General features: G+C 43.7%; 11 protein-coding genes. All 11 read right to left on the reverse strand.

Going from position 1 to position 11,904, the window contains the following annotated elements:
• Positions 1 to 3: 3 nt before the first annotated feature.
• Genes IE103_RS07990 through IE103_RS08040 form a run of 11 tightly spaced genes read right to left on the reverse strand, consistent with a single transcriptional unit; the run spans position 4 to position 11,865 of the window.
• Positions 4 to 2,601 (reverse strand): hypothetical protein, encoded by a 2,598-nt coding sequence (locus IE103_RS07990; RefSeq protein ID WP_189345555.1) that lies wholly within the window; start codon positions 2,599 to 2,601, stop codon positions 4 to 6.
• Positions 2,594 to 2,887, reverse strand: coding sequence for a hypothetical protein (locus IE103_RS07995; protein WP_189345557.1), 294 nt, complete (start codon positions 2,885 to 2,887; stop codon positions 2,594 to 2,596). The genes IE103_RS07990 and IE103_RS07995 overlap by 8 nt, the downstream gene beginning before the upstream one ends.
• Positions 2,887 to 3,705 (reverse strand): hypothetical protein, encoded by an 819-nt coding sequence (locus IE103_RS08000; protein ID WP_189345559.1) that lies wholly within the window; start codon positions 3,703 to 3,705, stop codon positions 2,887 to 2,889. The genes IE103_RS07995 and IE103_RS08000 overlap by 1 nt, the downstream gene beginning before the upstream one ends.
• Positions 3,702 to 7,472, reverse strand: coding sequence for a baseplate J/gp47 family protein (locus tag IE103_RS08005; protein ID WP_189345561.1), 3,771 nt, complete (start codon positions 7,470 to 7,472; stop codon positions 3,702 to 3,704). The genes IE103_RS08000 and IE103_RS08005 overlap by 4 nt, the downstream gene beginning before the upstream one ends.
• Before the next feature lie 17 nt (positions 7,473 to 7,489).
• Positions 7,490 to 7,903, reverse strand: a complete 414-nt coding sequence (locus tag IE103_RS08010; RefSeq protein WP_189345563.1) for a GPW/gp25 family protein — start codon at positions 7,901 to 7,903, stop codon at positions 7,490 to 7,492.
• 10 nt (positions 7,904 to 7,913) lie between these two features.
• The gene (locus IE103_RS08015; RefSeq protein ID WP_189345565.1) at positions 7,914 to 8,213 is read right to left on the reverse strand and encodes a PAAR domain-containing protein; all 300 of its coding nucleotides are present in this window, start codon (positions 8,211 to 8,213) and stop codon (positions 7,914 to 7,916) included.
• A gap of 27 nt (positions 8,214 to 8,240) precedes the next feature.
• Positions 8,241 to 10,031 carry a type VI secretion system tip protein VgrG gene (gene vgrG, locus IE103_RS08020; protein WP_189345566.1) on the reverse strand — a complete coding sequence of 597 codons (1,791 nt, stop codon included), beginning with the start codon at positions 10,029 to 10,031 and terminating at the stop codon, positions 8,241 to 8,243.
• 42 nt (positions 10,032 to 10,073) lie between these two features.
• A complete protein-coding gene (locus IE103_RS08025; RefSeq protein WP_189345568.1) occupies positions 10,074 to 10,751 on the reverse strand; it encodes a CIS tube protein in 678 nt (225 codons plus the stop codon).
• A gap of 2 nt (positions 10,752 to 10,753) precedes the next feature.
• Positions 10,754 to 10,918 carry a DUF5908 family protein gene (locus IE103_RS08030; RefSeq protein WP_189345570.1) on the reverse strand — a complete coding sequence of 55 codons (165 nt, stop codon included), beginning with the start codon at positions 10,916 to 10,918 and terminating at the stop codon, positions 10,754 to 10,756.
• A 12-nt stretch (positions 10,919 to 10,930) separates the two neighbouring features.
• Positions 10,931 to 11,398, reverse strand: a complete 468-nt coding sequence (locus IE103_RS08035; RefSeq protein ID WP_189345572.1) for a phage tail protein — start codon at positions 11,396 to 11,398, stop codon at positions 10,931 to 10,933.
• Between the two features lie 8 nt (positions 11,399 to 11,406).
• Entirely contained in the window at positions 11,407 to 11,865 is a 459-nt protein-coding gene (locus IE103_RS08040) for a phage tail protein (protein ID WP_189345574.1), read from the reverse strand.
• Between the last annotated feature and the right edge of the window lie 39 nt (positions 11,866 to 11,904).

Genomic DNA, 11,904 nt, shown 5'->3' on the forward strand with positions numbered 1-11,904 from the left:
TTTTTATATCCAATAACGATTAGGCTGAGTTGGACGATTCTTGTTCAAGAAAGCAATAATTTGATCGGCACATTGGTCTAACAGTGTTGCATCGCCTTGATAAGCATTTATGGTGTACTCTTGCATCGCCTTACTCCACTCTTGGTAGCGTTTCTCAAACTGCGCAAGAAAGGCGAAATCTAACCAGAAGAATTCTGGCATTAGGTGCGCAGGCAAATGTTGTGCGATTAAATTTTCTACCCAAATACGCGCCTTGTTTTCTGCGAAACGTGCAGTAAATCCAGGCAAAATTACGCTGATTCGATGCGAGTAAAATGTCGATTCGACTTCACGTTGATGTGTATCTCTGTGGGGACGGAACAAGATATGTTCAACCAGATGGAAGCCTTCGATGCTGAGGCTAATTTGTATCAGTGCTTCAGTTAAATTCGATAGAAAGACTTCAAGTTCGCTTTTCGGCAGTAAGCAGATTGGCCAATATTGTTCCACTTGCGTGCCTATGTTTTGATGATTGGATACTCGTAGGCACAACCAAACATGGTGTTCACCGCTTGGTAGAGATTGATAATTTTTCCAATCAACGCCGTATTTCAATAGGGATTCACAGATTGCACTATGAGGGAATGTAAACTCATAATCTGATCTTTGTTCTTCGTCAGTCGGTAACTGTTTCGGAATCGCATTTAATTGGCTAGTCCTCAGTTCAGAAGGAAAACTAATTTGCTTTTCTAATAGTGCTCTGTAACGAGAATCGCTGATAAATTGGAATTTTTCTTGTAAGCCTTGAATTAAGGAAGGGGAGTGATATCCTGCTGTAGCAGCTGCACTTCCCGTAAGAATACGTAAGCGTTTCTGCAGCGAAGATAGATTGTTATGGCTCCAAGCTTGCTGTAGATTACTTGCATTGCCGCGTTGGCTACTCAGCTCACAGAGGTGTTCAAGCAACTGTATTTTGCATCGAATGAGTTGGTGCTCAACTCGGTTGTGATGGTAGCAATCATTACGTCTAAATTCTTCGCTTGGAAATTGTTCCCCATACATTGCCAGTAGTGTGTCGAGTACGCGATTGCGACGATCTTCAAATGCATCTTGTTCACGTAATATCTTCGCTACTTCTTGTGGCGTTGCACTTTTTTGATAGACGGAGCGAATCGCGGGTATTTGTTGTTCATCTAAAAATTGCGAGAAATAACTACGATCAAGTTGCGGATTGATTGAGTAAATCTGGCGTACTTGCTGTAATGAAGCTAAATAGTTAGCCATTAATTGTTCGAATGGATATAAATAGGCTTTCAATTGACGTGCACGTGCGTGCACTTCTGCTGGTTCTGATTTAGGGACGCCGAAGTGATTTATCCCATAGATCGCAGGTGTATCCTCGCCAATCGAACGATACTGAGCAAAGTCGCGTGCGCTAGGTTTAGGTAATTCAATGAGTTTGTGAAAATCACTTCGATTTCGGCGAAATGCTTCGTACTCAAATTCGTATTTTTTTAGGTGTAAACTAACTTGTTCATGAAATGCGTGAATTTCCCTCTGTGAATCATGCTTCAAGTAGTTGTTGTTTAATCTCGCCGCTAATTTGTCTTCGTCGATTGGATTGCTGTTGATGCTTACAAGCGCAGTATTTCCTTGAATTAAATTTAAGGCATGGATTTGTTGCGCGTCGCTTGGGAATTGTAGTGTTGGGCAATTTGGATCGCTATGATTGAATTGTAGATGTTCATGTAGTTGACCTTCGTCGTCGACAAGCACTAAAGATCGCACATTTTTTACACCAGGAATATGACGTACTAAGGTAATTAGTTTGACGACGTCAATATCATAGCTACCGTCTAAGAAGCTCGCTTCATCGATAAATCCGCGTTCAGTTAGTGGGCCTGTGAACAGCTGCTCCCAATCTAAGCCCTTGCGTAGCGCTTCCTCAAAGCGCATGATTTGGCTACCCGATGAGACTAATTTTGCACAGCGAAAATAGATATCCGCATAGACTTCGGCACATGCTCGCCTATCATCTATTTCGATTTCTCCTGCAAGCCTAAACATTTTTGGCTGGACGATATGAATCGTTGCCAAATCACGCCCAAGGCTGCGTTGTGCCGATAATAATTCAATTACTTGCGCTCTAAGGTCTTCGCATAGTTCCGATGAAGCTTTTTGATTACGATTGGTTAGTGATTGATGTGGCTTTACAAAGACGGTTAGCAGTCCAGCAAAGCTATGTGGATTTTTGTTCGAGCTAATCCAGACGTCTTCAACATCGGGTAGGTGGTCGTAAATGAGTTTGCAATAATCGAGATCCGTGACTGCTAGATTCGGAAAAATCGACTGTGGTGGATAAAGTGCTTGTGCTTGAAAATTGATGTTGCCTTGCTCGTCGCACAAAAAATCGGCAACATCGAAGTCAGTACGATAAACTAAGTCAGTGATACCGTAGCAAAGTAATTCCAGTAAGGTGACTCCCGGATCATGGTAGTTATAATCCGTCCACTGTTTGCCCGAAAGTTCTTGCAAAAGAGCGATCCCACGACGGCGCAGGCCATCGAAATCGAGCTGATCGGGATCAGCCTGTAGACGTGGGATCGAATGTGGATTAGACACCGGTAGTTGCCTCTTGCAATTGTTGATGCATATTTTGTAGTAAGCGGTGCACGCGGTTATACGGCATCTCACCCAAGACCTCGAGAATCAGTCTGAGCTGGTTTGGACTTAAGGTGAATACTGCTAATTCATGCCCTTGTGCTGTTGGTGAAAACAGTCTGGATGCTTGCTGATTTAATTCACCGATGAGTTCAAAAACTTGCTTAAATGGACGCTCTGCTAAAGCCTCTAAAATCAAGTTTCCATTCGCTAAGCTAAGTGACAGAGTGATGTTTTGTTGTGCCATTATTTTTTTACCTTCCCTTTGGCATCGTATTGAGGTGAAGGTTGACGTAGAGGCTTTTGATCACTTTCTAGCATCAAAGTATCTGTCCATAGCTGTGTCATATGATATTTGATCCAAACATCGTCACCATAACTACAGCCAACCCGCATTTGTAATTTAAATTCAAAGGGCTTACCGTTGTCCTCGTTAACCCAACGTAATTCGATGCGGCTGCATTTATTTCCAAAATGGGTTTGATGATGATTGATGCTGCTATTTGAATTAAACGCATTGAGTGCAAAAGCATGTGTTAACGCGTAGCGCCCTTCACTATCTTTTCCGCCAACGCCGGCGATAATTTCCCACGCTTGGCAACCGGTCATCGCTTCACTAATGTCGTACCAATTACCATCTGCTGGTACTGCTAAGTCGCCAGCGCGGCCTATTCTGCCATTTGATGCAACCCAGCCTGCGACATCAAGTTCGTATCGCGGATTATTCTGACGAATACCGATAGCGTGACGATGAATGCCATCGAGCCCAGTTGTACTTGATAGCGTCAGTAACGATTGATCTCGATGATCTTGGATGCTTAGATTGTTGTTGGATTTGTCTAAGCCTATCGACCAAAGTGGATTACCAATGTTGATATCTTTATAGAAGCTCATTAATTTGCCATCGCGAAGTTGGGCGACTTTAAAACCCGCTTCTGGCGTTTTATCAAATCCCTCGTCCAACATGTTCAACATGGATTCAATCAAATCAGAAAAATCTTCTTCCGTTGGCATTTTTCCATGCTGGAATTGTTCCTGTAACATTTGTCTTGTGCGTCGGGTCATGGTTCTTTTCTCACCGGAATTATGAAAGTTGAGCCTACTTTTAGTTCGTTAATACCAATCGCTTTGGCTGGCTTTTGTTCGAACTGTTCGTTCACCACTATCCAATGTTCATTCATAGGAACGGCGATACTCCATGGATAATTAGGGCGTAAATTTTTCTCTTCGCGAATCGCTTTGGCATTGTCATGTAAGTCGTATCGCAGATCTTGCGTATCACCCAGTGGCGCTATTTGTAGTAGCGAGACGCCAGTAACTTCGTCTACGTATTCCAAGTCGTGGAGGAATGCCACAACGTTATGTTGCTGTATGGCCCAACCAAAATGTTGGGTCTGACCTCGCTGTATCCATGGAGATAAGTAATCACAAATAGCTTGATTGATCTCTTCGACATAACGTCCCGCGAAACGACTATTTGAATAGGCTGATTTTAGTTTGACGGTACAACGTACTTGAATTTCTTCGTACGTAGGATTCTCCACACTGATCGTCACATCAGCAGGAGCAAATTGTTGGATGTAGGCTTGAATTTCTTGGATTAAGTGTCCGCTCAAACTAGGCTTCTGGTTCGCATGTCCACCTAAACTTAAATGAGGAATAGGCACAATTAAGAGTTGTCCAGGACAAAGTCGATGATGAGGATTCTCTGCCGAGCATAAATGGGGAAAGCACTTGATTTTATATACTTGAGGGAATTGTTCGAGAATGAGTTGTTCATAATCGGCAGCCGTTAGTGCACGATTCTTATGTTTGAGTCGTTCGCTCGCCCGGATACGGAATTGTTGTGTGGTTTCTTGATCTCGTCCATTAAAACTGCGACGTAATTGCAGGACTCTACGCAGTCCAGGAACTTGAGTTCGACTACGTTGAATACTGAACGCTGCCAAGCTTGATTCGTTTTTTTTACCTGAATCAGGGAGGTAGTTCACCTTGATTGCTTGCGCAAACACGCCATATAAGCTGCAGAACCGCTCTAATCCATACTCGGCGGATACTGCCAGCCAATATAAGCCGGACGGCATGACAGTATTATTCTGATCGATCTCATCAGGGATCTGAATTTGAACGATACCACTGGTCATAAAGCCAAACGTGGAGTCGTCTAGAATATTCGCTGGTTGCATTTTGCGCCAACGATTTGATGATAAATACCACCAACATAAACCAGTGCTCGCCAACTTCGTCAAAGGAAGCGAATCTTCTCGGAGATAAAAATAGAGACTTAATGTTGCCCGTAATTGTGAAGCAGTGAGACCGATAAATAAGTTTCCTGCCGCCGGATATCGCGGTACCAAGGCTATGCGCTTCATATCACTATGACTCATTGCTTCCCAGCCTAGCGGATGCAGGTGCATAAATTGCTCGTGCCGACCATCGATATTTGTTAGTTGTCTTTGGTCAAAGCTAATTTTTGAAGTCGCTTGATAATTCAAAGTAATTCTACTGATTTGCGGCGTGTAGGGCGTATTTGGTAGTGCTTGAATCAAACCTAGCTTTTTATTGCGGGCGTTATGTGTCAGAACTTGGGTCAGCAATTGAGGATACTCTTGATGACCAAATGCACCATTTGGTGAATCTAGACTGATTTTAAACATGCCATTCATGGTGGCGGACGTGTAAGCGAATGGCACCGCACCGTCAGATTTTGCTTTGTTACTTATTTTGAATAAAGGTACCAGTTGGCTTAAGCTCCATGAATTTTCGTAATTCACCTGGTTGAATGGACTGCCATCAGGACGCGTTTCAAACTGAAATAATGGGATAGCTTGCGTTGCGTTGTTCCATTTGCCGTCAACTAAAACAGAAATCTTTGCCAGCACAGAATCTGCTTTCAGTGGTGTTTGGTAGGCGCGGTAGTGACTAGGAAATCCACCTAAGTTATTGGGTAGACCTGTCCATTCCACGTCGAGAGAAATATCTTGCAATTGTTTATCTGCGACTTCTTCGCTTCCTACAACTAGATAAGAGCCAATTTCAGGTAGTGGACCAAATGGTAGGAATGGTGACAGAGCACTTAGTTGCCCAATTTGATTATGCAAAATTAAATTCCGACAGCCTTTTACCTGTGTATCTATCTCAATCTCTTGTACAAACCAGTTACGCAAAATATCGTAAGGATAAGCATATTCATTTTGTGTCATCTCACACATCATGACCGGCAAATTGGTCTGAAATGATTCACCGTGCGTATTGGCTTGGTAGGCGCAAATAGCCGGTGCGCTAGCAGGTAAAACAAAGTTTAGCGCTAGGCAATTGGGCGGTATGTCTGCATTAAGCTCATGATATTCAGGGCGGTACTCGCCAATTGACAACCATCCGTCTGAGGTAGTTAAGGAAATCTTAAACATGCCTCGCAAAAGTTTAATAAACACATCACTTAAACGAATGCTGGTCGTGGGATTGGATGTATTGTTCCGCTTTTGTTGAGCATGCTCGGTGATTTCCTTAATGCTTGATTCTATGGTGTACGCAGCATTATCACGGAAGCGAAATAGCACGCGCACCACTCGTTCACCTTCTTGCATTTGTAATACTTTGCTCGCGATCGCAAAACCAAAGCGTGTAGCACGCGCCCCAGATAGATGCTCGCCAGGCTTAGGGGCGCCAAACAGCGGAAGTGGCGGCAGTTTTTCGTGATCAGTAGGTTGGCAATCGTCTGGTAATACTTGGATGGCTTGGTGGTAGCTCGATTTGGTAACTAGAAGACGATTTTCTTCGTGATTTTTCTCGAAGTAGATGCTGTGCAGCGAAACCACTTTGGCATCATTGAGTTGGGTCGAACTTTCTGCTTTGTAGATGATTTCATTTTGATCTGCATCGACACCAGCGACAAATTCGTTGGTTTGATCGATCAACATTTGCTTGGTATTGGGATTTGATTGTAAAACCAGATAAGCACTATCAGGGATTTGCGCACGTGCGCGCATACCTAAGATTTGTTGATAGTAGAAATCGATATGCTTGTCGCCAAAATGATTTAAACGTGTTTTCAATTGTTCGAATAGACGGATAAATGCAATCAACAAGCTTTGTGCTGGATCGTGTTCCTCACTAAGCATAGTTACTGGCAACAATTCCCGAACACCGTTTTGTAGCATTCTGAGAGCCTGATTGAAAGTGTGAAAATTATGTCGAACTTCTCCCAAACTTAAATTCTTGCCTTCATTGCTTTTAAGAGGTCGATCTTTCGTCGGTGTTGTAGGCCAATCGCTTAGCGATTTAAATTGCGCACTAAATAGAGCCGAACTGTACGGAACCAGCACGCGCGGTGTCGCTTCGCATAGTGTTTGTACTTCCCTTTTAAGGCCGCGCAGTATGCCTTCTAGTAAGCGTTTACTTTGAACTGCAGCGTTGCTTTGCAATACACTTAAAGAGAGCAGATATTGATTCAGTAGGCGTGCTAATAGCAGTGGTGAATCAAGCTGGTCTCGATAACAGACATCAATTTTCTTAATGATATCGTCCCGAAACCAATCTCGATACAGCGGCTGTGATTGTAGTCTTGCTTCAAAGTGTTGAGCGTGTGTAGCGGTATCTATTGCCAAAATATTTGCCATCAGAATGCATTCATCAGCTAAAAAAAACTGATTCCAATTGCCATCCACACGCAAATCTAACTGATGAAACTTCACCAGACGTGCATATTCACTCGCTAAGCTAAGTAATTGCTCGAAGCGCATTTCATTGAGCTGGAAATACTCTCCTCGTAACGCCTTTAACTGGCGTTGCGATTGACTTCGACCATCGCTAATGATTAATTGAGGTTTCATTTCAAGCTCGAATCTGTCTACAGTTGTACATCGGTACCTTCACGCAAATAGAATGGATAAACGATGTTATGACGCGTGTTCGTGCTAATCACGCGATAGACAATGGTGAAATTAATCTTTCCCTCATACGATTCTGATATGTCACTTAGTATCATTTCTAACTTCACACGTGGTTCGAAAAATAGAATTGCTCTAGTGATTAAGTCTTTGAGTAGAGTGATGGTGCTTTCGTCGATATTTTCATAAACATGGTGTTTTAAACCGCAACCAAAACTTGGCTGCATTACACGTTCGCCAGGGCTGGTTGAGAGCAAGATCAACAAGCTTTGCCGAATATCTTCCTCTGCGCTGACCATACTTACTTTGCCACGCTTAGAAAACTCTGGGGGAAAACTCCAACCAGTGCCAAGAAAAGAGGTATCGCGAGTCATATTATTGTCCTTATCCACCGACGATTACGGTTGGGAAACCAAATACGACATTGCCGCCGTGTGCAGTGGTATCACCCATACGAGCCGACGGACGGCCGCTGATGAATACAGTAGCACTCCCTTTGACAATCGTATCCGGAGGGCCGACGCATACACACATATCTCCCACCACAGCAGCTGGTAGTCCACCGATCAGTACGTTGGGAACACAGGGGCCAGTGATGGGGCCGCCAACATGGGGAACAGGAGGCAAGGCTGGCGTTACCATCGGGCAGACATGCATGTCTGTGATTCTGGAAGCGGGTGGCATGGTAGTTTCCTATGGGTGACTGTTGATTCAATTGATCATGACCATGGCACCTTTGACAGTTGTTTGGCCAGCCGCGGACAATTCTGCGCTCGCTGTTCCCTTTGCTGTCAAACTGATGTTTGCTGTACTGCTAATATTCAATCCGGTCGTGGTGACATCCATTTGTGCTGCAATTTCAACATTTTGCACCGCTGAGATAGCGACCTTGCCTAGCGCTTTGATAGTGATGTCTTTTGGACTATCAAGCAAAATACCACTAGTGCTTAATTCGACTTTGTTATTCGTTTGGTCTTGCAATAAGATGGACTGATCCTGATCGCTAATGACAATTTTGTTGTTTGCTGGTGTGATGAAAGTGATGACTTTATTTCCATCATCGAATTCCATCTTTAGCTTGCTACGCGTTACAAGTGCTTTGTAGTTATTTTCTGCGGTGAGTTCATAAGGAGGAACATGTTTGCTGCTGTACAGGCTACCCAGAATGACAGGGCAAGATGGGTCATTATTGAAGAATCCTAAGACGACTTCATCACCGATCTCTGGAATGATAAAACCACCAAACCCAGAGGACCCATAGAAACTGGCAAATCGTGCCCACACGCCAACTGTGCTTGCGTTCATTAAGGGAATTGAGACCTGAATTTTGTACTGGCCTTCGGGGTCAGCATCGAGTTTCAATACAATCCCAATATGTAAACCACAGATGCCTGCAGTCCAGCCGGCTGCTTCTGGTGCTTGAATTTGATATTGATCTGTGAACCAATAATTGGGCATACCAAATTCGACTTCAGTGACCCAATTGCCATCGGCAATTCGATGAATCACATTACTAGCAATAATATTCCCGTTGAAATGTTTGCCAACCGCAGCAAGTTCAATCAAAACGCCAGGTTTGGCCAGCGCGCTTCCTTGAAATTGCATGTGGCCACGAATGCGAGATAAGGCCGCTTTAGTCTGTTGCGCTTTACTCCACGCTGTAAGTGCAGCACTTTCGAGGGGCGCAGCAGTTTGCAAGCCAAAGTCGGCGATACCTAATACCTCAGCTAGTTTTTTCGCGTCGAGATCGCCTTGACCTGTAAGTGTCTCGGCTTGTGCAGTTTGCTGTACGATAGCGAGTTGAGATAAATCCCAACTCGTGCTGGTTACTGAATTTAGCTGAGAACGAGAATCGAGTTCTGCTTGAAATTCAATTAGATCCATTCCATAAGTCAACTTGAGTACGGGGCTTCCGCTACCAACGGGCGCTTTGACTGTCACTTTTCCAGCATCAACGATAACGAGAAAGCCGTTTACTTCGGCTCGTGTCATCATGTAATCCCAGTCGGTTGCGTAATACTGGACTAGTTCCTTGTACGTCACTGAGGTGGAATCAACAGTCGGAGTCAGACCAGGGTATGCGCTGATGAGACTAGAGATAATCTGGTTATCCGTTTTGTTGACATAATTTGCGTTCTTTCTGGCGACTGTCATTGCTAAAGCTTTGTCACGGCATTCGATAATTAAACGCGCATAGTTGTCACCACTAATTTTGACTGCGTGTGAAATGACAATTCCTGTGAAGATCACAGAAGTTGTATTGTCGTAGCCAGCGCTTATGACGACCTCTGTTCCGGGTTTGAAGTTGCCAGCATCCGCAATTGGAAAAATTGCATTTGGCATGTCGCCATCTAGCAAGGTAATCGTTGCGGAAGGAATTCGATTAGTACTATGGTTGGTTTCGACCGAGACGATTTGAATAATGTCGGGAATAGTCGCGCCGTCACAAGTGATGGTTAGGCTAAGAACACCGGAACTATTAGTTAAAGGTGAAATCGACATATCAGTTCTTTTCTAAACGTTTATTAATGGAATCATCAGCACTTAAGCTAGTGGTGGAAAGCGCAAGCTGATGCCTGGCTGTAAATTCCGAAAAGAACTTAGTCCATTGAATTTTGCGACTTCTTTGTAGTAAGCACTGTCGCGATAAATGCGTTCGCACAGTAAGGGTAATGTGTCCCCAGCTTTCACGATCACTAAATGGGTAAGATCTGGTGAGTTGTCGCCTTCTTCTTTGACGATTTGTTGAGGGCTGATGTATTCAACGAAATTCAATGAAATCTTTGCTCGCAGAGGCTCGCCGTTTGGTTTAAATAAGGTGTAGTCAAATTTAAGCCCTTCTGCTCTCCCATAAAAAACAAGACTTCCCCATAGAACTTGCACAATTGGTGCTTCGTGATTGTCGCCAACATAGGTATAGACTGCATCTCGTAGAGATTCGACCTGTTGTTTTACTGTTTTATTCGTTCCTGGCACAACACCCGTGCCGTCCAACACGAGTTCTTTTAGGCTTAATTTTTCTGGTTGGCTGGCGTGAAACTTGGCTTCACTTCCAGCTTGTCCCAAGGTTTGATTTTTGGAATACTTGATACTGTAATCGTGCCCATATCCTGATGGATTAATTAAGGCCTGAAAAACTGGTCGCGAACTATCAACGCTGATAGTTCCGTCTTTAGAGACACTACAACCAGATATCTTTAATAGTGTTTTTTGCCCAGACACGACTAGCGCTCCCGACGTTCACGCAAGATGCTTTGCATTAATTGGCGGCATTCCGCCAAGATCTCCTCTTTGATGACTTTCTTATCGAGAAAGGCATCGTCATCTTTATCAATTGGACGATTTACTATCGTTGTTTTGATAACTAGTTCTTTTATTTCGATGGACATAGTCAGGTTCGCTTATTTGCTACGTTTGGAGTACGTATAGGCAAAGGTCATCTTCTCGATTGCCACTTCATTTTTGGTTGCGTTAAAGCCCTCGATATCCCACTTAATTGGATAAGCATTAATGAAAGCCCATGCGCGAAGCACAGTACCATCCGCGCCATTTAGTTTAACGACGATGGTTTGCGGTACGATCAATTTCATAAAATCGCCCTCCAAGGTATCTTTGCACCATTTGACAAGAGGAGAATTCAGCATGGTAATGCCGCGCTTCAACTCCAGATTAGGATGCTTGATACTTTTAGGTAATTGATGAACAAAACGATTTTCACCGCCTTCGACCACCGCTTCTGTTTCCATTTCAAGTGCGATACCAGACACTTCGCTGAACGAAGCATCTGGCACCTGCGAACCATTGCCAAAGGTGACTGTAAAATAAAACGCGGGAGGGGGATACCCCCCCTCGAAAAATTCACCTGCCATTGCAATGCTTATTTGTTCGCAATCGTTAAGCCTTCGTGAACGATCTCAATAGATTCAATCGCCACTTCATTGCCTTCCGATTTCAAATCAGTACTAGAAATTTTTGTTGGCCATGCGTTGGTTAATGTCCAAACCATCGTGTCATTACCCTCTTCATCCAACAAACTAATAGTGACCGGTACGCGTTTGATCGTGTTTAATTTGATTTGGTTGAGCCAATCCCAGAACTTGTTATCACCTTTGAATACGCCTTTTTTCATCGTGATATTGCCGTATTTTTTCATGCCCGGCATTTTGATCACGGAGAAAACTGGGCTATTGCCATGACGGTATTTGATCTCTTCGGATTGGACATCCAAGCCAGAAACTTCTTGGAACGACATTTCGTTTGAATCCCATTTCACACGGAAATAGAATTTCGGCAAAGGCCACACATTTGCTGATTGTTTTGATCCATCATCTGCCATAACAAACCTCTTTAATAAATTAGTTAAAAAGTGGAGCTA

The organism is Affinundibacterium macrobrachii (assembly GCF_014652415.1).
GTDB classification, from domain to species: Bacteria; Pseudomonadota; Gammaproteobacteria; order Burkholderiales; family Burkholderiaceae_D; genus Undibacterium; species Undibacterium macrobrachii.

Coding starts and splice junctions, on each gene's coding strand:
- vgrG (WP_189345566.1), bottom strand. CDS start 10,031: ATGTCGATTTCACCTTTAACTAATAGTTCCGGTGTTCTTAGCCTAACC.
- IE103_RS08010 (WP_189345563.1), bottom strand. CDS start 7,903: ATGACTCGCGATACCTCTTTTCTTGGCACTGGTTGGAGTTTTCCCCCA.
- IE103_RS08000 (WP_189345559.1), bottom strand. CDS start 3,705: ATGACCCGACGCACAAGACAAATGTTACAGGAACAATTCCAGCATGGA.
- IE103_RS08040 (WP_189345574.1), bottom strand. CDS start 11,865: ATGGCAGATGATGGATCAAAACAATCAGCAAATGTGTGGCCTTTGCCG.
- IE103_RS07995 (WP_189345557.1), bottom strand. CDS start 2,887: ATGGCACAACAAAACATCACTCTGTCACTTAGCTTAGCGAATGGAAAC.
- IE103_RS08030 (WP_189345570.1), bottom strand. CDS start 10,918: ATGTCCATCGAAATAAAAGAACTAGTTATCAAAACAACGATAGTAAAT.
- IE103_RS08015 (WP_189345565.1), bottom strand. CDS start 8,213: ATGCCACCCGCTTCCAGAATCACAGACATGCATGTCTGCCCGATGGTA.
- IE103_RS08005 (WP_189345561.1), bottom strand. CDS start 7,472: ATGAAACCTCAATTAATCATTAGCGATGGTCGAAGTCAATCGCAACGC.
- IE103_RS08035 (WP_189345572.1), bottom strand. CDS start 11,398: ATGGCAGGTGAATTTTTCGAGGGGGGGTATCCCCCTCCCGCGTTTTAT.